At 41.6% G+C, this 22,915-nt stretch carries 22 protein-coding genes and 1 other annotated feature; of the genes, 12 read left to right on the top strand and 10 right to left on the bottom strand.

The window, feature by feature from the left end; genetic code table 11:
* Window position 1 precedes the first annotated feature (1 nt).
* Window positions 2-808 (bottom strand): NAD kinase, encoded by an 807-nt coding sequence (locus PV403_RS16040; RefSeq protein ID WP_213534131.1) that lies wholly within the window; start codon window positions 806-808, stop codon window positions 2-4.
* An 80-nt stretch (window positions 809-888) separates the two neighbouring features.
* Window positions 889-2,109: a sporulation integral membrane protein YlbJ gene (ylbJ, locus tag PV403_RS16035; RefSeq protein WP_213534129.1), complete on the bottom strand. Its 1,221-nt coding sequence runs from the start codon at window positions 2,107-2,109 to the stop codon at window positions 889-891.
* A gap of 442 nt (window positions 2,110-2,551) precedes the next feature.
* Between ylbJ and PV403_RS16030 the strand changes: the two genes are divergently transcribed.
* Complete coding sequence (locus tag PV403_RS16030) at window positions 2,552-2,932, top strand: globin domain-containing protein (RefSeq protein ID WP_213534127.1); 381 nt, start codon at window positions 2,552-2,554, stop codon at window positions 2,930-2,932.
* Window positions 2,933-2,974: 42 nt separating this feature from the next.
* Here PV403_RS16030 and PV403_RS16025 read toward each other — a convergent pair whose 3' ends face one another.
* Window positions 2,975-3,211, bottom strand: a complete 237-nt coding sequence (locus tag PV403_RS16025) for a hypothetical protein (RefSeq protein WP_213534125.1) — start codon at window positions 3,209-3,211, stop codon at window positions 2,975-2,977.
* On the bottom strand, window positions 3,208-3,402 hold the full coding sequence (locus tag PV403_RS16020) for a YycC family protein (protein ID WP_213534123.1): 195 nt from the start codon (window positions 3,400-3,402) through the stop codon (window positions 3,208-3,210). Before PV403_RS16020 ends, PV403_RS16025 begins: the two co-directional genes overlap by 4 nt.
* A 160-nt stretch (window positions 3,403-3,562) precedes the next feature.
* Here PV403_RS16020 and PV403_RS16015 point away from each other — a divergent pair, with 160 nt between their 5' ends.
* Window positions 3,563-5,359, top strand: coding sequence for a M3 family oligoendopeptidase (locus PV403_RS16015; protein WP_213534121.1), 1,797 nt, complete (start codon window positions 3,563-3,565; stop codon window positions 5,357-5,359).
* A gap of 206 nt (window positions 5,360-5,565) precedes the next feature.
* Window positions 5,566-5,970: an O-methyltransferase gene (locus tag PV403_RS16010; RefSeq protein ID WP_213534119.1), complete on the top strand. Its 405-nt coding sequence runs from the start codon at window positions 5,566-5,568 to the stop codon at window positions 5,968-5,970.
* Window positions 5,971-6,068: 98 nt separating this feature from the next.
* Here PV403_RS16010 and PV403_RS16005 read toward each other — a convergent pair whose 3' ends face one another.
* A complete protein-coding gene (locus PV403_RS16005; protein WP_191801921.1) occupies window positions 6,069-6,284 on the bottom strand; it encodes an alpha/beta-type small acid-soluble spore protein in 216 nt (71 codons plus the stop codon).
* A gap of 213 nt (window positions 6,285-6,497) precedes the next feature.
* Entirely contained in the window at window positions 6,498-7,475 is a 978-nt protein-coding gene (locus tag PV403_RS16000; protein WP_332085256.1) for an aldose 1-epimerase, read from the bottom strand.
* Window positions 7,476-7,660: 185 nt separating this feature from the next.
* Window positions 7,661-7,905 (top strand) — a binding site (T-box leader).
* Window positions 7,906-7,973: 68 nt separating this feature from the next.
* Between PV403_RS16000 and trpS the strand changes: the two genes are divergently transcribed.
* Window positions 7,974-8,954: a tryptophan--tRNA ligase gene (trpS, locus tag PV403_RS15995; protein ID WP_213534115.1), complete on the top strand. Its 981-nt coding sequence runs from the start codon at window positions 7,974-7,976 to the stop codon at window positions 8,952-8,954.
* Window positions 8,955-8,957: 3 nt separating this feature from the next.
* On the opposite strand, the gene PV403_RS15990 is transcribed toward trpS, so the two are convergent.
* Window positions 8,958-9,140, bottom strand: a complete 183-nt coding sequence (locus tag PV403_RS15990) for a hypothetical protein (protein ID WP_213534113.1) — start codon at window positions 9,138-9,140, stop codon at window positions 8,958-8,960.
* A 121-nt stretch (window positions 9,141-9,261) separates the two neighbouring features.
* Between PV403_RS15990 and PV403_RS15985 the strand changes: the two genes are divergently transcribed.
* Window positions 9,262-9,480, top strand: coding sequence for an alpha/beta-type small acid-soluble spore protein (locus tag PV403_RS15985; RefSeq protein WP_160034732.1), 219 nt, complete (start codon window positions 9,262-9,264; stop codon window positions 9,478-9,480).
* Window positions 9,481-9,633: 153 nt separating this feature from the next.
* Here the strand turns inward: PV403_RS15985 and PV403_RS15980 are convergent, their stop codons facing one another.
* The gene (locus tag PV403_RS15980) at window positions 9,634-10,623 is read right to left on the bottom strand and encodes a metal-dependent hydrolase (RefSeq protein ID WP_332085255.1); all 990 of its coding nucleotides are present in this window, start codon (window positions 10,621-10,623) and stop codon (window positions 9,634-9,636) included.
* Between the two features lie 317 nt (window positions 10,624-10,940).
* Here PV403_RS15980 and cyoE point away from each other — a divergent pair, with 317 nt between their 5' ends.
* The gene (gene cyoE / locus PV403_RS15975; RefSeq protein WP_213534109.1) at window positions 10,941-11,873 is read left to right on the top strand and encodes a heme o synthase; all 933 of its coding nucleotides are present in this window, start codon (window positions 10,941-10,943) and stop codon (window positions 11,871-11,873) included.
* A 272-nt stretch (window positions 11,874-12,145) separates the two neighbouring features.
* Window positions 12,146-12,706: an SCO family protein gene (locus tag PV403_RS15970; protein ID WP_213534184.1), complete on the top strand. Its 561-nt coding sequence runs from the start codon at window positions 12,146-12,148 to the stop codon at window positions 12,704-12,706.
* 49 nt (window positions 12,707-12,755) lie between these two features.
* On the opposite strand, the gene PV403_RS15965 is transcribed toward PV403_RS15970, so the two are convergent.
* A complete protein-coding gene (locus PV403_RS15965) occupies window positions 12,756-13,112 on the bottom strand; it encodes a toprim domain-containing protein (RefSeq protein WP_213534182.1) in 357 nt (118 codons plus the stop codon).
* 173 nt (window positions 13,113-13,285) lie between these two features.
* The gene (locus PV403_RS15960) at window positions 13,286-14,437 is read right to left on the bottom strand and encodes an MFS transporter (protein ID WP_332085254.1); all 1,152 of its coding nucleotides are present in this window, start codon (window positions 14,435-14,437) and stop codon (window positions 13,286-13,288) included.
* 181 nt (window positions 14,438-14,618) lie between these two features.
* Between PV403_RS15960 and PV403_RS15955 the strand changes: the two genes are divergently transcribed.
* From PV403_RS15955 to PV403_RS15935, 5 genes are all read left to right on the top strand, one after another.
* Entirely contained in the window at window positions 14,619-15,053 is a 435-nt protein-coding gene (locus PV403_RS15955) for a hypothetical protein (protein WP_213534106.1), read from the top strand.
* Window positions 15,054-15,094: 41 nt separating this feature from the next.
* Window positions 15,095-16,246: a transglutaminase domain-containing protein gene (locus PV403_RS15950; protein ID WP_213534104.1), complete on the top strand. Its 1,152-nt coding sequence runs from the start codon at window positions 15,095-15,097 to the stop codon at window positions 16,244-16,246.
* Between the two features lie 39 nt (window positions 16,247-16,285).
* A complete protein-coding gene (locus PV403_RS15945; protein ID WP_213534102.1) occupies window positions 16,286-18,352 on the top strand; it encodes a peptidoglycan D,D-transpeptidase FtsI family protein in 2,067 nt (688 codons plus the stop codon).
* 178 nt (window positions 18,353-18,530) lie between these two features.
* Window positions 18,531-20,573 (top strand): peptidoglycan D,D-transpeptidase FtsI family protein, encoded by a 2,043-nt coding sequence (locus PV403_RS15940; RefSeq protein WP_213534100.1) that lies wholly within the window; start codon window positions 18,531-18,533, stop codon window positions 20,571-20,573.
* A 124-nt stretch (window positions 20,574-20,697) separates the two neighbouring features.
* Window positions 20,698-22,731 carry a peptidoglycan D,D-transpeptidase FtsI family protein gene (locus PV403_RS15935; protein ID WP_332085253.1) on the top strand — a complete coding sequence of 678 codons (2,034 nt, stop codon included), beginning with the start codon at window positions 20,698-20,700 and terminating at the stop codon, window positions 22,729-22,731.
* Window positions 22,732-22,915 lie beyond the last annotated feature (184 nt).

The raw sequence follows: 22,915 nt of genomic DNA, 5'->3' as shown, positions 1-22,915 counted from the left end.
CTTAATCCAGAAAGGCTGTACGAACCCGATCCCAAAATGGGTAAGGACGATATCTTGCAAAACTAACTTTTTGTCTGGAAACCTGACACCTTACAGATATAAGGTCATCAATCGTCATATTAACGTGATCAATAGTAAGTAGCAGTCTTTGGGATTTTCTAGAGAAAATATCGCAATGATGATGCTTGGGCAGTACGATAGGCGATCCTAGCGTACGGTAGACCCGGTTATTAATGGAGGCGATCTCAGCAATTTGCATCGCTTCAATCGTGGGGTGAATCATGGCTCCGCCAAGTGCTTTGTTGTAAGCCGTGCTGCCGGAAGGGGTGGATACACAAATGCCGTCACCACGAAACATCTCAAAAGTAATATCATTAATATCGACTTGAGCTACAACTGTTCCATCGACACCTTTGAGGGTAAACTCATTAAGTGCAACCATGGAGGTAATCCCTGACTTTCGGTGGATCTCCAGATCAACTAAAGGATACTCCACAATACGTGGCTGCAACTGCTGACTCGTATCTAGACCGTTACTCATAAGTTTGATCAGCTCATGAAGCTCATCCGCTTTCCAGTCTGCATAAAAACCAAGGTGACCTGTATGAACACCAACAAAAGCAATATCAGGGATTTGATCAATAAACGTATGAAAAGCCTGTAGCATGGTGCCATCGCCGCCAATAGAAACAACGATCTCTGGAGATTTGGCATCAAGTATAAATCCCTGCTCTTCAGCAAGACGGTGAAATTGCTCGGCCAAATCCATAGATAAAGAGTCTCCTCTGTCCTGAACATAATATCTCAAGATGAAAGCTCCTTTGTAATAAGTATAACTTGATGATATCCAATTTCAGGACAGAAAACAATCGCTGCAACACATTTCCTTTAGTCTTGAGTTTTTGCAGTGAGCTGTTTAATCCATACATAGACAGCGGTTATCAACATTAATCCGCCAATCAGCATCATAGTGATTGCTAGTTGCGATGGGAGCAGGTGGATACCCGTAAGAAGAGAAGAAGAGTCGGAAGATCCAGACCAATTGATCGTATCTACTGTATTCATTATTGGGTTCCAGCACAAAAATACAATTCCGGCTGCAAGGATCGCATGAACCGCTCTTGCAAACATAAACGGTAAATAACGCAGCGGTGTAGAATTCAGAATGCTCACAACCTGAGCATGAACGGATAAACCTCCCCAAGAAAGAATAGAAGCAGCCGCAGCAACTTTATAGATGAGGGGTACCCCCTCTAAAGTTCCAGCATACCGAGCTCCGAGGGTAACTTCAAACAATCCTCCAACAAGCGACTGAGATAATTCTGTAGGCAATCCTAGAAATAAGAGGACTTGTTCAAGCCAGTGGTACATCCCATTCATAAATCCAGCTTCCGTAAATAATTCGAGAATGACCGAAAAAAATACGACAAGTCCGCCCACAACGGTCATCAGCTGTAAAGAAGAACGGATTGCTTGCTGTACAAGTTGTCCAAGAGAGCGTCCATCGCTCTCACGAGCCTGGTGCATTGCATGGAATGCATGCTTCAAACGGTTAACTTCCTCAGGCAAAGCTTCCGTATTCGTCTCTAAAGGATCTTTTGGACCATGAAACCGCATCAGAAGACCAACAATGAGTCCAGATCCATAATGAGCAATAGCGAGAATTCCTGCTAGAGCAGGCATGTGAAAAAAACCAACAGATACTGCCCCGATTAGGAATATAGGATCAGATGTTGTAGTAAAAGCAACGAGTCGTTCTCCTTCTTCACGTGTGATTTGTTTTTGTTCCCATAACTTAGCTGTCAGTTTAGCTCCAACAGGGTATCCTGAAGCATAGCTAATAGCGGCGACAAAACCGCCTGTTCCTGGAATTCGAAATACGGGTCTCATAAACGGGTGAAGAAGAGTGCCCATGAAGTGGACGATGCCAAGTCCAAGGAGTAACTCCGATATGACAAAAAAGGGAAATAGAGAAGGGAAGAGGACCTCCCACCAAATGGAAAGACCGCGAACTCCGGACTCCCACACGGATAAAGGATAGACCACCATTAACATGCATATACTGAGTAGACCGAAGGTGATCAAAAGTGGTAAGGCTAGACGCTTCATATGCCATGGTTCGCCCCTTTTTCTAAAAGCTGTTCGCTGGTTATGAATACTATATGAGCCAAGATGGACAAACAGGACAAAAAAAATAGAAAGCGTTTGCAAATTTACTGTAATTTAAGGAAATGTATGCTAATATAAATAGTAATTAGTGAATAGATCTAAAGTCCTCTTTTGATATGCCTGGTTTCTATTATCTAAAGGATGGAGTGATGTCGTGATGGGAGTAATTGCAGGGATACTCGTCTGCGCTATTGTATATGTGATGCGGGCAGCGCATATCCATCCCGGTGAAGAAGACTGGCGGAGTTATTAAGGATCAACTGCAAATATATACCTTAGGCAAGAACAGTTGGTATGAGACAAGAGTCCTAGATAGATAGGAGCTCTTGTCTTTTTTTGTTATACTAGATCAAGAACTTAGCATGAGAAAGAAGGCGAGAGAATGGATCCGAACAAAACGCTTTATGAAAACTTGGGAGGCGCTGAGGGTATAAAAGCACTTGTTGAGGCTTTTTATCCGAAGGTACAAAAAAATGAATTGCTATCTCCGCTTTTTCCAGAGGATATTACTCCGGTTTTGGAGAAACAGTATATGTTTTTAAGTCAATTTTTCGGTGGTCCCTCTCTGTATTCTGATGCAAATGGACATCCGATGATGAGAGCAAGACATTTACCTTTTCCTGTTACGGAAGAGCGGGCTCAGGCTTGGTTATCTTGTATGTATGAAGCTTTAAAAGAAATGGATATACCGGAGACGGTTGTCGATGTTACCATTCAGCGATTATCTGGCCCGGCCTATCATTTTATTAATACTCCCTCCTAATGATGAACAAGAAAAGCACCGGTTTTCACCGGTGCTTTTCTGTTATAAGGATCTTAAACGCTGATCAGCGAGCAGATAATCCTGATCGTTATCGAGTAACGTTACCCGGTTTTTGCAGCACGGAAAGACAAGCAGATGTTTTTTTCCGTCATGTATTAATGAAAGCTGTTTCGGTTTCAACGGAAGTAATACATTCTCTGCCGAGCAGAAGGGACATTCCTGAACATAAATGTCACCCATTACAATGTCATAGGGCCATGTATTTTCAAATGGAATCATAAACGGTTATCCTTGTCTTGGTCTGTACTTACATCGGAATCGTCTGCTGCTGGAGTAGATTCCTCCTTAGCCAGTTCAGCCAGCTTTTGCATCAGGATATGTTGCGGCATATGCATGAGATGCTCAATAGGAACACCTAATTTTTTAGATAACGTAACGGCTGTCTCTGCAGAAATCTGTAAAGGTCTCATTTATATTTCCTCCTGAATGTTATATATAGAATTTAGGTAAAGACTGGAATCAATAATAGCATAATTCTGATATAGTATTAGTTATACACCTTGAACAGGGGTTGTTCAAACCTGTTTCTCGATGTTTTTTTGGAAAATAAATAAAAAAGGTGGCAAAAGTATGAGTAAAACACTGCGTCAAACATGGGATTTGGAAACAATTTTTAGCGGAGGTTCCTCATCGGAAACCTTTGCTGTTTATCTTAAACAACTCGAGCAGGATATCGCAAGTCTAAACACACAAGTGGCTGATGCAAAAGTTCCTGTGACAGTGGAAGATACATATGTTTACGATGGAATGATTGATCAGCTTCAAGATATTATTGCACGATTGTCGGAAGGCTCTGCCTTTGTGTCATGCCTTGGTGCAGAGAATCAAGATGATAAAAAAGCGGTACAACTCACGGGCAGAATTGCTTCGCTTCATGCCCAGTTAGCGAGTGTGAAGACTAGGTTTGACAGCTTGCTGCAGCAAACAGATGACGAAGTATGGGCAGGGTGGATGAAGCGCCCTGAGATCATGCCGATCTCTTTTGTTATGAATGAGAGCCGCCAAGAAGCGAAAGAAAAAATGGCACCTGAACTGGAAAGCTTAGCGCTTGATCTTGCAGTGGACGGATATCACGGTTGGGGAGATTTCTATGATACGATCGTAAGTAAAGTGCGGGTTCCTTATGAAGAGAATGGGGAAACGACATACTTGTCGGCGGGACAAGCGGCGAACAAATTACAGCATCCTAATCGCGAAGTGCGTGAATCGATGCTTAAGAGTTGGGAAAAAGCTTGGAGTGAGGCAGCAGACTACTGTGCTGACACCCTCAATCATCTCGGCGGTTTCCGTTTGAAACTATACGAGAGAAGAGGATGGGACTCCGTTCTCAAAGAACCACTTGCTATTAACCGAATGTCTGCAGAGACTCTTGATGCAATGTGGGATGTGATAACACGCGCGAAACCAGTCCTTGTAAAATATCTGGAACGCAAAGCAAAGCTTCTCGGCGTTGAGGAGTTATCCTGGGCTGACGTATCTGCACCTATAGGTGAATCTACAGGAACGATTACTTATGATGCGGCAGCGGAGAGTATTGTGACTCAGTTCCGCAAATTTAGCCCTCGCATGGCTGACTTCGCACAGATGGCCTTTGATAAACATTGGATTGAGGCAGAGGATCGCCCAGGTAAACGTCCAGGTGGATTCTGTACATCACTTCCTGTAAGCAAGGAAACGCGTATTTTTATGACTTATGCAGGTACCGCCTCTAATGTGTCTACACTAGCGCATGAGCTCGGACATGGTTATCACCAGCATGTAATGGATGATATGGAGATCTTGAATCAAAGCTATGCTATGAACGTTGCAGAAACGGCTTCTACTTTTGCAGAGCTGATTGTAGCAGATGCACTGATCCAAGAAGCAGATGAAAAAGAAAAGCTTGCTTTACTGGAGGAAAAAATTCAAAATACAGTGGCTTTCTTTATGAATATTCATGCTCGGTTCCTTTTTGAGACACGTTTCTATGAGAAACGTAAAGAAGGTCTTCTCAGTGCAGGGGAACTGTCTGAGTTAATGGAGAGAGCTCAACGGGAAGCATTCTGTGATTCTCTTGGTTCATATCATCCAACATTTTGGGCATCGAAGCTGCATTTTTATATTACAGGAGTCCCTTTTTACAATTTCCCTTATACATTTGGATTCATGTTCAGTACAGGGATTTATGCACAGGCACAAAAAGAAGGAACCGCATTTGCTGAGAAATATGACAATTTATTGCGGGATACCGGCCGGATGACCGTAGAGGAACTTGCTGAAAAACATCTAGGTACAGATGTAACGAAACCTGATTTCTGGCAGGGAGCTGCTGACTTATGTATCGCTGATATTGAGCAATTCCTTCGTATGACCGAAAACCTACAATAGATTTTGAATAAATAGGACCTTAGCAGTGATGCTGAGGTCTTTTTTTTATAAAAGTTATTGATTTATGCCAGAAGTTTGTCGAAATATGATTATATAATAAAAAAACTGTTATTTTTTTGCATAAAATTGTTGTAAAATAGAAAAATTTGACATATACTGAGTCACAAGCCCTATATAAAGGCTAAAAGTATAAGAGGATGGTGTATATGATCTCACTTGATCAGCTTTCTCTACCTAGACAACTGGATATTGTCTTTAGAGCACTTGATGAAGAACTTACAGGTCTTGATTCAGGAATCGTTTTTGTGCAAATTCGAAATAATGTAATAGGTAAATTCGGGATTAGACATTATCCGGTACCTATGAAAAAAGTGATGGAGAGTTCTTCAAAAGGACTCACAGAAACTCAGCGTTCTTCTTTCAGGCTCATGGCCCTGGAATCACTAAAGTTAAAAAAACACTGGACGCATGGAGAAATCACTTATGATTTCGCCGTTAGAAATGACATGATTGTTGTAGATTCAACCTTAGAGTCCAATTATAACCTGGCTAGTTTGATGATTCGTTACCCACGTACTACATATACAGATATTCAATTAGGCCCATCATAATAACAAAGCGGCCCTCTCTTATAAAGAGAAGACCGCTTCGTTTAACCCGCTTAGATTCTTGCGTGGAACCTAGCTAGATTTATGAGAAAATAACGACGTTATTGACGACCAGCCAATTGCTGTTCAGCGATTTGTACCAGACGTTTTGTGATATAACCTCCGAGAGATCCAGTCTCACGGGAAGTATAGTTACCGTAGTAACCATCTGCAGGAATTGTTACGCCTAGCTCTTGTGCTGCTTCCAATTTCAGTTGTTGAAGTGCAGCGTTTGCTTGTGGCACTACCAAGTTGTTAGAACGAGATCCTGATGCCATGTGTTGTCACCTCCTTTTGTGCTTTGTGAGATTAGTATGGTTTTAGGAAGAGAAAATATACTCAAAAAATAAGCAGGTAACAAGTGGAAATGAAGAAGATAGTCTGAGGTAAGTTTCGAGGTGAAAGCAAAAGGTCAGCTTATTATCGATTTCAAGTGTATATAACACAAATAGACAGCTGAATCAGCTGTCTATTTGTAAGCTATACTTTTCTTATTCTGAATCTGCAGGTTGAACGATCTCAATCTGTGTAGAGAGTTCAATAGTCTGACCTGGCTCCATATGTATGAGTCCTGTGAAGTCTGCATCTCTCTCCATATTTGGAGCATCGGGCAACCAAGTATAAGGTTCAATACACAAATAATCACTGCTTTCCCCTTTGGTAAATAATACCCAATGTAAAAAAGAATCTTTATTCGCTGTATATTTAATGGCATAACCATCATTACGCGTTAGATAAGCAGTGTCTTGTTCGCGATCAGACCTAAATATGGTATCTAAATTCTGTCCTGCGAGATTGATTCCATAAGGCAGGCTGGCAAGAGAACCTAAACCCTCTAAATCTCCGGTTGGCAGTAAATCATCATTAAGCGGATAAATTCCATTCACCGGAAGTTTAATATTCCAACGATGTGGTTCTCCATCAAGCATAAACCAAGTGTGATATCCCATACCAAACGGTGCTGCATGATCACCTTGATGAGTAACACGAAGTTGTTGTGTCAGAGTAGAACCTTGCAGTCTAAAGGTCATTGAGAATGTCATAGGAACGGGAAAATGCTTCATCCAGAGTTCATCTTCACATGTCTTCCACTCCGTTGTTACGGTGCATCCATCGTCATCTTCTTCTATGTCACTAACGCACCAAGGCTGTGTACGATGAAGTCCGTGAATATGGTTATTATTTACGGAATTTTGAGCAAATTGATACTCTTGGCCTTCATATTCAAAGTGACCCAGGTGGATACGCCCTGGGGGGATCAGCATCGGAACACCAAAATGGTAAGGTTTCTGAAGATAAAAAGCGAGATCCTGTTCGTCAGGTTTACGAACAACTTCCCGGTTTTGAATACGATCATAAATGGATATAATGTTGTTACCGAGGCGGGGTAGCAGGGTGACTTCAAGATCACGACTGTGCAAAATATAAGTGTCATAGCCGTTCCAAAGCCCTTTGGTCACTTGTTTCATCTTTTTTGCTCCTTTTCCCACGAAAGATCTTAAACATCTTACACGTAAGTCTATCATAACAGATAATTGTATCTGTAGTAAAAAGGTACCTTAGATTCACGAATGGAATTTATGTAATTGTTACTTCTCATATTTCATGTTGACATGAGAACTTTATCATGATTATGATAAAGCAAGTATATAACTTATAATCGTTGATAGGGATAAGTAAGCTTAGTGATGCAACTGCAGAAAGCCGATGGTTGATGCGAATCGGTGTTGCGGACTTTGACTGAATGGACCCTGGAGAGCCCGGCTTAACGAGAAGCGATGCTTCTTTAGTAGGTCAGGACGACTAATCCGCGTTAAGGAAGATAAGGTTGCTTATGAGTGTTTTTTATGTGCGATTAAGCAGCGAATTAGGGTGGCACCACGGTCTCACGTCCCTTTCACGGGATGTGGGGCCTTTTTGTATTTTGTTACATTTTTGAAGGATATGAATTGTAGGAGGACTAGAAAATGAAAACGGTATTCTCGGGTATTCAACCTAGTGGAAAGCTAACGCTAGGGAATTATATTGGGGCAATGAAAAATTTCGTTAAGTTACAAGACGAATATCATTGTAATTTTGTAGTTGTAGACTTGCACGCAATTACGGTCTCACAAGACCCTGCTGCGCTCTACGAACAATCTAAAGACGTTGCTGCGTTATACTTGGCAGCTGGAATTGATCCTAAGAAGGCGAATGTGTTCTTGCAATCTCATGTACCTCAGCACGCAGAACTCGGATGGATGCTGACTACGCTGACAGCGATGGGTGAACTTGAACGTATGACACAATTTAAAGATAAATCAGCAGGTAAAGAATCCGTAGGTGCAGGACTTTTTGTATATCCTTCCTTGATGGCAGCTGATATTCTGCTCTACAACGCGGATCTCGTACCGGTTGGAGATGACCAAAAGCAGCATATGGAACTGACAAGAGACCTCGCTCAGCGTTTTAACCGTCGTTATGGAGAGTTCTTTACCATTCCTGAGATCTATACTCCAAAAGTCGGGGCACGGATTATGTCACTGGATGATGCATCTAAGAAAATGAGTAAGAGTAACCCAAATCCAGGAAGCTATATCTCGCTTTTGGATACACCTAAAGACATTCGCAAAAAAATCAGCCGTGCAACAACAGATTCGGACAGTACGGTTCGATTCGATCCTGCAAACAAACCGGAGATCAGTAATTTAATGAGTATTTACAGCGAATGTTCCGGACTCTCTCTGCAAGAGATCGAAAAACAGTACGAAGGACAAATGTATGGGGCTTTCAAAAAGGAACTTGCGGAAGTGGTGGTTTCTGTTATTGAACCGATGCAGGAGAGATTCCGTGAGATTCGTGAGTCCGATGAACTGATGCGTATTCTAAATGAATCTGCAGAGCGGGCAAGAGAGATCGCCGCTGCAAATCTGACAGAAGTGAAGAAACGGATGGGTTTTGTTGTTTAAACTCTAAGACCGGTTCATCTCAGTACGATTCCGTTTTGCCTTAATGACGAATCCCCAGCCGATATTACAGATGGCTAAAATACTAAAAAGTAAAGCTAACCATAAGGAATGGCTAAGTGAAACTGCGGTGACCATAAGTAATATAATAGAAGAAGCAGCAAACCAAAGAGACAGACCTTTACTCATGTGAAAGTACCTCCAAAAAAATATTTTTAAAAAGAAGTATAGCTTTTCGAGAGAGAGCCATAATAATCTTGCAAGCTTGCAACAGCAAACATCACGCGCGAGGCGAAAGGAGATTACACACATGGCATCAGGATCTCGTTCTAACAATTTGGTAGTTCCACAAGCGAACGCTGCACTTCAACAACTGAAAATGGAAGCTGCTCAAGAGCTGGGCGTCACCATTCCGGCGGATGGTTACTACGGTAACTACACTTCCCGCGAAACAGGTTCACTCGGGGGATATATCACAAAACGTCTAGTACAAATCGCTGAACAGCAATTGTCTGGTCAAAGTAAATAAATGTAATAACTCAACAATCACATTAGCGGGCTTGGACGGTATTTCTACCGTCCAAGCTTTTTGTGTTGCCTATGTAGCTGATTTTGCATGAAAGCGGTATATTACGTCAAGCATAAAAAAACGGCCTCCTGGGGCCGTTTCTCTTTTTGATACTTAGGTGTGAGAGCCAAGGGATAATTTTTTCTCCATCTTATCCTCACTAAGCCATCCCACATAAGTGCTGATCGGTTCATAATTTCTGTCCATTACCATACAGGCAACAAAGGGGTACTGTTTACGATGACGATACCTTACATCTCCCCATCTGACAAAATAGCCAAAGCTTAATTCTTCAACTTCTGCAACAGCAAAGGAAGTGAAATATAGAAATGCCTGAATATCTGGGTGAGATTTAGAAATCTCAACAGCAGGATGATCAGAGGACACAGCATGCTTACTCCAGACGAGGAGATGTCCATCTAATTTCCCAATCTCGTAGCTGCCGTCTTTGTGAGCTTTGACCACATGCCAGCGATTTAAATGAATCGTAGGGATAACATAATACTTATCTTCAGGTGCTGATGAGGGATCCATCTTTCTTACTTGTTTTGTTTTGGAATAATGAACTAGTGTACGCCAGACGTAATAAAGAGCCAAGAATGAATATAAGACAATAAAAGTGGGTGCAGGATCGAAAATCCCAAAGAACCAACATAAAATAGCGATCACATGGGTTGTAAAGAGAACCGGATCAAAAATATGAATGATGTTCCAAGAAATCCATTTCTCTGTAAAAGGACGCATAGCTTGTGTTCCGTATGTATTAAATACGTCGGTGAATACGTGAACACATACGGCTACTCCGGTCCATAAGGCAACATGCAGGATGGGTACGTCTCGGAATAACAAGGAAATTACTGCGGTAATCAGCGCTGTCCATATAAATAGAAAGGGGATCGAATGAGTTATCCCTCGATGATTTCTTATATAGGAAGCATTATTTTTTTTAATTCGAAGAACCGTATCAAGATCTGGAGCTTGTGATCCTGCAACGGTGCCAACCATGACGGCAACAGCCAGTTCTGGATTTGAGGCCACGACAGGGTCAACGAAACTTAGGCCAGCAAGACCAAAGCCCATAACAAAATGTGTAGCTGTATCCATGTAGGTACTCTCCTTTTTAGTAATCGAATCATAAATTCTGCTGAAATTTGTTATTTTGTAATCTAAAGATACTAAATTATTTAATTCCCTATTGAGAAAATCTCTATTCAAGTAAAAAAAGATAGAATGCTCGTATTTTGACATAAAGGTATATGATATTCCAATAACTTACCTCACAAATAGGAAATTTGTCATAGCCTATTCATAATTGAGTGATCTTTGTCAAAGACTTTCCTTATTTGTTATGATAAAATTTATATCGGAGGCAATAATTATTTTCTCCAATAAGACGTTTATCGTAAGGAGGATTTACAAGCGTGAATAATAGATATCAGGCATCTTCCGATACAGCAGCTATCCCCGCACGGCCTACGCCGCCGCGAGAATCTGCAACATGGAAAGATTTTGTGGTTTTGACAAAGCCGGGCATTCTGAGAACAAACCTGGTTGCAGCATTTGGTGGTTTTTGGCTTGGATCTCAATGGGATGTTGATTATTTAAGAATGATTATTACCATGATCGGAACGATGCTCGTAATGGCCTCATCCTGTGTGTTCAATAATTATTTTGATCGTGAATTAGATAAAAAAATGGAACGGACTCGTAATCGCGCACTACCCACTGGGAAACTCAGCCCGAAGGTAGTGCTTACTTATGCTGTCAGTTTAGGAATTCTGGGACTTATTGTTTTGTTTGCCTATTCCGGCTGGCTTGCAGGCGTCCTTGGTATTTTTGGGATGTTCATTTACGTCATCATTTATACTTTATGGCTCAAGCGTTCATCTACATGGAGTACATCCATAGGCGGATTCTCCGGTGCGGTACCTCCCGTTATCGGTTATGTAGCTGCATCAGGAAAACTTGATCTTGGCGCTCTACTTTTGTTTGCTTTGTTGTTTCTATGGCAGCCTCCGCATTTCTGGGCACTGGCGATTCGCAGGGTAGAAGATTACCGTGCTGCAGGATATCCGCTTCTTCCTGTGGTCAAAGGGATCGAACGCACAAAAATTCAGATGATTCCTTATTTAATCCTTCTGGTTCCTGTGCCAATTCTCATGTATGTGTACAATTACACAGGTCTTGTGTTTATGATTGTTACGCTAATCTTATCACTCATATGGTTATTTTACGGCTTCCAAGGTTTCAAAGCAAAAGACACCGATGCTTGGGCCAAAAAAATGTTTTTCTTCTCAATTAACTACCTAACGATCAGTTTCCTTCTTATGATTCTAGATACCGTTCATAAATAAGCAGAAACAGACTATGTTTCAAATACTATATCTATTTTTATTACACCAAGGAACTTTGCGTTAATCATGAAATAAAAGGGAGACCCGCTCCAAACCGGATGGCCTCCTCCTTTTTTTACTCTCTAACTTCAAAATTGTTACATAGTTGGATCGATTTTATAATACATTTGGCTGCTTTCATCAGGAAAAACCATTTATTGAAGAAGGAGCGGATCTTCTTGATTTTCAAAAAGTACATATGGACTTGGATTTTATTATTGATCGCAGCAGTTATGGCAGGTTATCTCATTTATAATGCGCTCGATTTTGGAAAAGAGGAATATCCGAAGTTAGGAAAAGTAGAACCCTTTTCGATGGAGAATGTAGATGGAAGTACTGTTTCTCTAGAGGATACGGAAGGGAAAACACGTCTTTTTTATTTCTATTTTACAAGTTGTCCTGATGTATGCCCGGTAACGACCTTCAGCCTGTCTCAGGTTCAGGAACTGCTGAAGGAAGATGAAACGTTTGGCAAGGAAGCTTCATTTGTTTCCATATCATTTGATCCGGAAGTTGACACTAGAGAAACCATCAAAGCTTTTGCAGATCGGTTCAAAGCAGATTATTCTGGCTGGTATTTCCTGAGAGGAGATGCAGAAGAGACAAAGCAGTTAGCAAGAGAATCATTCAAAATTCTCATTGAAGGAAATAGTGTGGATAATTTCGTGCATGCTAATCTTATTGCATTAGTAGATCAGGACAACAATATTCGCAAAATCTATAATGCCTCTAATACAGAAGAAGCTGCGCCGGAGATCATTGCAAGAGACGTTAGGAATGTAGTGAGTGAATAAGTTGATCTATGTAGTGAGAAAGCTGTGTCCATTAAAGGCACAGCTTTTTTTAATTATCAAAATGGCTGCTAAAGTCAGGGTAGATAATGTATTCATCAAGACCTGCTTTTTCTAACTGGGCAATAAGATACTCATCAGGCGTACCTTCCACCCCAGCATAACCTCGTCTGGTATAAATATGTTCTGCATCCGGGAAGGTATCTCTGAGTTCACCTCGAATGCGTTTTCCAGAGCTGTCATTATCCATAAACAAATAAACTTCATCATATTTAATCTGTTTACGAAGTTTTTCTAGCTTCATGCTGTTCAGTGTTCCATACGTGCATAAAATAGAAATCTCGGGTTGTAACAACCGACGGAGTTTGCTGCGATCATTTTTGCCTTCCACAATGACATGAATCGGCATCGTATGCTTCACCTCTTGTTTTATTCGCATATGGACTCGAAATTCCCCGGGAAATGTTTATGTTCTATTTTATCGCAAAGTAAGGATTTCATGCAAAAAGATCAGTCCATGATTGGACTGATCTCAGACTGTAGACAAATTAACCACCACTCGTTTGCCTACCGTCTTTTTTATTAGATGTGTTTTGGTTCGGGAGTAAGTGTGGAAGTGCGCACCTGTTTTGAAAAAGGTAAAAATAAGAGACCAATCATGAGAACAAGGAAAGCAAGAAAGTAAGGAGAGATCTCCATTCGAATCTGTCCGGCTGCAATGGGACCTACAAAAGAACCTAATGAAGTCGCAATGGACTGAATAGAAAAAATCCGCCCAAGCCTGGCTCCGCCACTCAGCTGCACAAACATGGTTGCTAGTGCCGGGAATATGATTCCTTTGGATGTGCCAAGGACATAGAGAACAAGCCATAAAGGCAGTTCAGGTACAGAAGCGAGCAGAAAGAAGCTGATTGCCATCAGTAATACGCCTGCGGCAAGACGAAGCTTTGTCGAATAACGATTGAGAAACAACATACTGAGTGTAGTAAGTGCTCCTAAACTGATGATGGAGAATAGCAGGCCTGTTGATAATATCGAAGCTGAGCCGCTGCCTCTCAGGGGGAGTTCAAAGAAAAGAACGCCTTGAGAGCATGCAATGACTAGCGGTAAAACAAAATAACGCCAAGATATCGGAAGAAAACGGCCTTCCATAGGAGGCAGCACTTTGGCACTCGCCGTACTGGCTGCCTTTACGGCAGGAATCGTAAAAAATGCCATCAGCCCAGTAATGATCAGCAGAATTCCAAGAATCTGAAAAGTCCCGGAGAAGCCAATGCCTGCAACAATGAAGGCGCCGGCTGCGGGAGAGACCACAGAAGCCAGTGTATGGACCACACCATGTCCTGACATATACTTTCCTTGCGTGGTTGGATCAGAAGACAACTGAGCAAGCAGAGTCATACAGGCAGGAGAGAGAAAAGCGAGAACAAATCCGCTGAGTGCCCGTAAAATAAGTAGTTGCCATGGGGTATCAACATAGGCTTGAAGCAACAAAAGGATCCCAGCAGTTGTTAGACTGAAAATAATGTAACGCTTGCTTCCATGCTTATCAATTTTTGTGCCTGCAATCAGATTTCCCGGTAGATGGGTTAAGGAATAAATGCCCATCATCCAACCAATAAAGGTGGGAGCTGCGCCTAATGAAATCGCAAAAGGCGTAAGAATAGGATACTGTGCATGTAAATCGAAGAAGGCTAAAAAAAGAAATAAATAAAGCCATATGGCCGTTTTCAAGGAAACAGCACCTCCCATTTCAATATATAGCTAGAACATCGTATGATATACTTGTACGCCTAATGGGACAGTCTTATACCGTATTTTTGCGTAAACCCGGGCTTAGCTGACAGCAGTATCGGTAATCATGTATAATATTCGGGAACTCATATGAATGGAGTTCGGGAGGTGGATGATCACAATGGATTTAGAAGTATGGAAAGAGTTCGTTCAGCAAAATTGGCTGGTTATTATTGTTGCTTTGATTTTGTTGTTTATCGTCATTAATGTGCTTAAGACGGTACTAAAGTGGGCTATCGTTCTTGTAATTGTGGCCGCACTGATCATATACAGCGGTGTTTCTTTAGATCAGATCAAAGATGTAGTTACGGATGTAAGTTCGTCTACTGTGGAAACAGTGAAAACAGAAGCACAAGAACTGATGCAGAATGAAGCGAAGCAAGCGACCTATGTTCTTCACGAGGATGGAACGTTCACAATTACGAGTCCCAATGTGGAAGTTACAGGAGAGCAAGGTAAAGACAAAGTGAAGGTAAGTCTGCGCGGTGTATCTGTGGGTGAGTGGAGTATTAATAATGCCGCAGTGAAACAGTACATGGAAACCGCACAAAACTAAATAAAGATAAATATTCGTATAGGTAAAACAGGGGTGATAGCATGTTCGAATCATGGATCGACAGCCTATTGAATGGAAATGCGGTCACGCTTGTTCTATTGGTTATTCTCCTTGTATCACTGATACAAGGATTTGCAAGAGGAGCATCACGCTCAGCTGGAGCGCTGGTAAACCTGGTTACGGAAGGAATGTTTACCGTCATTGGTCTAGCTGGTGCTTTTTTTCTCTCTATGAAATTATCTCCAATGGTTCAAACGTGGCTGGCACAATACAGTGAGAACATACCTAATCGAGATTTGAAAGTATGGGAGCAAATTTATTATACTGCCATTACCGGGCTAACTGATTTTCCGTTAATGCGATTTGCTGTTCTTTTTATGATTAGTTATGCAGTGATACGTTTTGTTCTTTCTGTAGTTGGTGGTTTGCTTACAGGACTTGGTCTTGGCAGGTCAAATACCAGATCACGTAAGAATCCAGGGATGATCAGCCGCCTTCTTGGTGCTGCTTTCGGAGTTGTTGTCGGTGTAGCGAGAAGCATACTGGTGATTGCGCTGTTATTTATATTAGTGAGTCTATATCCGGGAAGTACATTCAGCAATTATGTGGAATCCTCCCCTTTGTATCAGCAGGGTGCCAAAAAAGTAATTGAACCGCTCTCGGGAACACTGATTAAGGAACGGCTTCCTGTCATTACCCAAGCGGCAAAAAATGAACTAACCGGCATGATGCACCGAAGATATGAAGTGATTGATCGGAGTATCCCTAAGGATATAGAAGGAGCAGCTTCGAAAGTGACAGAGAATGCGGCCACTGATGAAGAAAAAGCAAAGGCGCTCTATCAATGGGTAGGTACTCGTGTTGGGTATGATTACGGCAAAGTAGAGGACTATGAGCAAAGAGGCATCTGGAATGAGCAAACACCGCAGGATACTTTTCAAACGATGAAAGGTGTTTGCATCGACTATGCAAGGCTATACGCGGTTATGGCCCGGTCAGAAGGATTGGATGTAAAAGTCATTACAGGTCTTGGATATAATGGACAAGGCGGATACGGTGCTCATGCATGGAACGAAGTGTATTTAAGTGAGACAGATGAGTGGGTACCTCTTGATCCAACTTGGGCGAATAGTGGAAATTGGTTCAATCCATCTAACTTCTACGACACCCATATCAAAGATCAGTCCTTATAATGTATTTGTTAAACCGCAGTTAGAAAGGATAGTTTAGGAATGAGCAAAGAGGGAACAGACCCATATATGAAAAAAGAGATTGTAAAGGAGAAAAGGTTTACTTTCAGGCTTAATGTCTTTTTCCTTGCAACCTTTTTGATCTTTGGTGTACTGATCATCAGGCTGGCATATCTGCAGCTGGTTCAGGGTCCTACGCTAAAAAAAGAAGAAGCAAGTGTCGCAACGAAAAGTGTATCTCTTTCACCCATTCGGGGAACGATATTTGACTCTACGGGCGAGAATCGGCTCGCCTATTCGACCTCGACTCAGTCTTTGTATGTGAGTTTAGATAAAAACTACACCCGTGAAGAAAACAAAGATGAATTACAAGAGCTTGTTTCGAGTCTCAAACATGTTTTTGACCGGTATGGAGATTCGAGCAAAACAATGACAGAAGATGAAATTGAGGAAGCTCTTGATATATCCTATCGCAAGAATTACGGATATACGCCGAGAAGAATCAAGACAGATCTGACAGATGAAGAGATCGCCTATTTTCTATCCCATAAGGATGAGTTTCCAACCGTAGAAGTGGTAGAAGAAAATGTGAGACGTTATGACGAGGATACCGTTGCCGTACAAACGGTAGGTTATATGAAACCATTCCGTTCCGTAATTGATCCGGATTATGGACTCGGTTATTATCTGAAGGCCAAAGAAGAAACCGACCCTAAGCTTCAATATCTAGATGACGAGGAAGTCGGATATGATGGCATAGAGTTTATGTTTCAAGAGGAGCTAAGAGGGACGAAGGGTGTTAAGACATTCCCGGTGAACTCACAAAATCAAATTTCTGGTGAAGCAGAGATTACGGCTCCTAAAAAAGGGAATAACGTGTGGTTATCGATTCATAAAGATGTTCAGTTGGCTACCGAACAGGCAATCATGGACCAATTGGAATATTTGCAAACGACAAGTAATTCTAGTATTAAAGCACCAAATGCCAAAACGGGATTTGCAGTTGCCATGGAAGTGGACACAGGCAAGATCGTAACGATGGCGAGTATGCCTGACTATGACCCGAACATTTGGACAAAAGGAAGCATGTCACAAGAAGAACTTAATAATATTGCTCCTTATGCTTCAAATGGCGCCATTCGTGAAGTGTATCAGTCCTACAGCAGTAAAGAAGAGAGTTATAAACATCCTTCTTCCACGGTGTTGCTCGGTTCCGTTATTAAGCCATTATCTGTTCTCATTGGTCTGCAAGAAAATTTGTTTACGACTTCTACTTTATATAATGATGTGGGGGTAGGGAAGTTTGGTAAGAAGGGTTATGAAACTTCCGTTCGAAATTCGGGGAGCCACGCTTACGGTTTGATCGACCCTGCTTCAGCTATTGAGCATTCTTCCAATGCGTTCATGGTAGAAATGGTCGGAAATAAATTATATGAGAAGTATGGTGCAGATGGCGTTGATGTATGGGATAAATACATGAAGGAGTTTGGGCTAGGGGTATCGACAGAGAGCGGTCTACCTAATGAACAGTCTGGTCTGCGCGAATATATAAATGAAGCAGAGAATAGCAGTTCGCAGTCAGCGCTTGCCTATGCTTCTTTTGGGCAACAAGGAAAGTACACAACACTCCAGCTTGCTCAGTATACAGCCATGCTTGCGAATGAAGGAAAACGACTGAAACCCCAAATTGCAAGCAAGATTACGGATGTAGAAGGCAATGTAGTGAAAGAATTTGGTGCAGAAATACTAAACACCGTTGAGTTTGATTCTTCTTTTTGGGATGAAATCAAAGCAGGCATGAACAGTAATGCTCAAGGATTTGAGGGGTTCCCGTATGATTTTGCTCGCAAAACAGGAACATCTCAGCAAAGTGTAGGCGGCGAACTCGTAGAAAACGGCGTCTTTATCACATTTGCTCCTAGAGATAACCCGAAACTTGCGATTGCTGTTGTTGTGCCTGAAGGAGGATTCGGTTCCGTCAGTGCAGCGCCTATTGCACGTAAAATTTATGATGCTTACGATCAGTATATTGGCCTTGACGGAACACCCAAAATTCAAGATTCACAAGATCAGAGCGAAGCTTCCGAACAAGATGATTCTGGTGAGTAGGCTTTAAAATATCCAATTGCAATATATTATGACAAAACCGCGTGTGCCACGTGATTGAGGCACACGCGGTTTTGTCGTTTTATGACGAAATTGTAATCAGCAAAAGAGAAATTTAGATCACAGTTGTGGTAGAATAAAAAAGGATATCTATGGAACAGAAAGAAAAGTGAGGTATGGTATGACTCAGCAGCAAAATCATGAAAAGGAAGAACTGTCCAATAAGCGCCGATTTAGTTTTCGTCTTAATTTTTTCTTCTTTAGCTCTTTTATTATTTTTTCTATTATTATCATTAGGCTTGCTGTGCTTCAGTTTGTAGAAGGGCCAGAGCTCGCGCAGCAGGAAAGCGGCAGTGTGACTAAGAATATACCGCTACTTCCGGTAAGGGGTTCCATACTTGACTCTACGGGTGAGGTGAAACTTGCTTATTCAGAGCCTATTCAGTCACTGTACATTACTTTATATAAAAATTATAGTAAGCCGACAGACGGTTCGGTAAATCCAAACCATGAAGAAGCATTGGAGATGGCTGAGCGTCTTGCTGAAGTCTTTGAAAAGTATAAAGACCCGGACGCGGAAACATTAACTGCAGCTGATATCGAAAAGGCAATGGACCTTAATTATCGGCAAACGCATGGTTATACACCTAGGCTGATTAAAAGTAACTTATCAGAAAAAGAAATTGCTTATTTTTTGCAACATAAAAAAGAGTTTCCTGGCGTCAGCGTAATCGAAGAGACGGTAAGAAAATATGATGAGGATACAGTTGCTGTTCAGGCAATCGGCTATCTTAAAACATTTAAGACCTCAAAAACACTCGAGAAATATAAACAAGTAGATGAAACAAATAAAGATCAGACAGATCCAGGACTTGTCTATTCTGAACTGGAAAAGGTTGGTGTAGACGGCCTTGAAATGCAGTATCAGGATGAACTTCGTGGTAAAGCAGGCTATAGTCAAATTCCAATCAATCCACTGAATCTTCCAGAAGAAGGGACAGTTATTCAGGCCCCTGAGAAAGGAAAAGATATCGTATCTACCATCAATAAGGAGATTCAGGTGGAAACGGAACAAGCGATAATGGATCAGCTTGATTGGCTGCATCGTAATCCTGTCTCTGGTAAATTACATCTTAATGCTACAAGAGGTTATGCTGTTGCGATGGAAGTAGATACAGGCAACATTGTGGCAATGGCGAGTATGCCGGATTACGATCCTAATGATGAATGGGATTATGACAAAATTAAATACATTTATCGTAACGGTACAACAGAATCGTACCCGCCGGATGATTCGAGAAGACGGATGGAGTCGACCGTACTTTTGGGTTCTACGATTAAACCGTTAAGTGTTCTGATTGGTCTGAAAGAAGGATTGTTTACTTCAAATACCGCCTATCAAGATATAGGTTATGCAACGATTGGTAGGGAAAATAAAAGAATTAGTAACTCACAAAGCCATGTATACGGACTCTTGTATCCAGATACAGCGATCAAGCACTCGTCTAATGCTTTTATGGTCGACATGATAGGTAAAAGATTATATCAGAAATATAAGAGTGAGCCGGATCAAGGACTTGGTGTGTGGGATAAATACATGAAAGAATTTGGTCTTGGGGTAGAGACCGGTGTGGATCTACCACGTGAATTTAAAGGGCAGATTGAATACTTGCAAGAGGATCAAACTGCGTTAACAGGTCTTGCGTATGCATCCTTTGGGCAGCAGGGTAAGTATACGACTATGCAGCTTGCTCAATACACAACGATGCTTGCTAACAAAGGAAAAAGGTTGGAACCGCATCTCATCAAAGAAATTCGTGATTCTGAAGGAAATGTAGTCAAGAAAATTGAACCTAAGATACTCAATGAAGTGGATTTTGCAGATGAGTACTGGAATACGGTTCACCGCGGGATGTCAACCAATGTGGACATGGCCTTCTCAGGTTTCCCATATGACTTTGCTCGGAAAACAGGTACCTCGCAGCAGGATATTTATTATAATGGGACAAGAAACCGGATTGATAATGGTGTGTTTATTGCCTTTGCACCGCGTAAAAATCCGAAACTGGCTGTAGCCGTCGTTATACCAGAGGGTGGATTTGGTTCCAGCAGTGCGGCTCCTATTGCTCGTAAAATATTTGATGCTTATGATAAAGTGTACGGTCTGGATGGTGTTCCAAAAGGGAACCCGCAAGATGATGAAGAAACTTCACAGAATGAATAGATTGATAAGAAAGGCGTCTTTTGCATAAAAGCAAAGGGCGTCTTCTTTTTTGTACAATAGTGGTAAATCTTGGTATAATTAGCGTATATGTACAGTTGTTGTTTTATCTATGGGGGGACTACTAATGAATCGTTATGAACAGGATGAAGAGAATATAAAGATCGAGCGGAGACGGACTTTTCGTATGAATATTTCCTTTTTCGCCGTTTTTATATTATTTTGTGTTCTTATCGTAAGACTTGCGTTTATACAGTTTGTGGAAGGGGAGGAACTAGCGAATCTAGAACGAGGAGAGAATAAAAGAGCAGTACCCATGATGCCGATCCGTGGGACGATCTATGATTCTACTCATACACCACTGGCTTATTCAGAGCCCTCGCATTCTTTATATATTTCTTTATACGAGAATTATGGATTGTCTAACGGGATTCCTACAGCGGGAAGAATTGAAATGAATTTGATGGCCGAGAAAATAGCAGATATCTTTACGAAATATGGGGAGAAGAATGCCCCGGAAATCACTGCTGGGCAGATTATCGAGAGCCTGGATCTTAATTATTCCAAATTCGGCGGATATGTTCCACGTCTCATCAAAAGCAATTTATCAGATAAAGAAGTAGCCTACTTTTTACAGAATAAAGATCAGTTTAAAGGGATTCAAATCATTGAAGAAACGGTACGTAAATACCATAAAGATACGCTTGCTACGCAAACCGTTGGATACCTGTTTAAATATAAAGGAGCCAAGGATGATCCGTTCTATAAGAAAATTAGTGAACATAATTCAGAAGTGGGTCTAGAAAATCCAGGTCTTTTTTATCAAGAGAATGAGAATGTTGGCTTCGGCGGGCTTGAATTACAATATCAGGAGGAACTGCGCGGGGAATCGGGCTATCAGTTAATACCAGTAGATATGCGTAATATGCCGACAGGTCCAGGGGAGCTAGTGCCGCCTAAAAAAGGGAATGATCTATATACAAATCTGCATAAAGATGTGCAGCGGATAACGGAACAGGCTATTACAGATCAGATCAAAGCGCTTCGTACGAGTGGTAGAAAGGAATCACAAAATGCAAGAATGGGCTTCGCAGTAGCGATGGAAGTGGATACCGGAAATGTAATAGCTATGGCAAGCATGCCGGATTACGATACGAATGTATGGGAGAATGGGGGCGTTTCTCCTAAGGTGTATAACGAAATAAAAAATGTATACCAAAATGGTACGATACGCTCTTTTTTTCCTACAGATCAAACGAATACAACTGAATCCGTTGTTCTGCTGGGCTCAACCATTAAACCTCTGAGTGTTCTCATAGGTCTAGAAGAAGGACTCATCAGCCCATCAACCGTGTATCCAGACAAAGGATATGCTGAATTTGGTCTTGATGGCTCAAGAGTAGGAAATTCTGGTGGTTCAGTGATGGGGAGCTTGACTCCACGGGAGGCCATTCGTAGATCATCCAATGCTTTTATGGTGGATTTGATTGGGGAAGGGCTTTGGAAACGTTATGGCAGCAGCAAGGCGATCGATATCTGGGATCAATATATGAAAAAGTTTGGGCTTGGGGTAGAAACTGGGGTGGATCTCCCTAATGAATACCGAGGAAATATTGAGTATAAGAACGAAAAGGAAACAGCCCTCTCCCGGCTTGCTTTCGCCTCTTTTGGACAGCAGGGAAAGTATACGACAATGCAGCTTGCTCAGTACGTAGCCATGCTTGCGAATAAAGGGAAACGCATGGAACCGCATCTTGTCAGCGAGATTAGGGATTCTGAAGGGAATGTCATCCGTAAAATAGAGCCAAAGGTGCTGAATGAAGTGAAGTTTAGTGATGCGAACTGGAATCTGATTCGCAGTGCGATGGCAACCAATGTGGGGACGAGTTTCGATGGATTTCCTTATGATTTTGCTAGGAAAACCGGTACATCTCAGCAGGACATATTCTTTAACGGAACCAGAAAGCGGGTCGATAATGGAGTATTTATTGCCTTTGCTCCTCGTGAAAATCCAAAACTTGCGGTCGCCGTTATGATTCCGGAAGGTGGCTTTGGATCGGTCAGTGCTGCCCCGATCGCTCGTAAAATCTTCGATGCATATGATATGTATTACGGTTTGGATGGCACACCTAAGAAACAGAAGGCAACCAAAGAGAAATAAAAATAGGCGCACAGAATTATATATGGGCCATAGCGTATTGTAGCCAAATCGAAGACAAGCAAGAGAAAATTTCTCTTGCTTTTTTATTTTGTCTCCCATAAAATTTGCCTTAGGGAAACTTAATTGGTTATATGTAAATTAATTGTTGTAGGTTAAACAACTTGTACATGGTAAAGATCTGGGT

Origin of the sequence: Paenibacillus sp. GYB006, assembly GCF_036577645.1 — a bacterium.
Classification (GTDB): domain Bacteria; phylum Bacillota; class Bacilli; order Paenibacillales; family Paenibacillaceae; genus Paenibacillus.
This window is presented reverse-complemented; position numbering and strand designations above follow the sequence as displayed.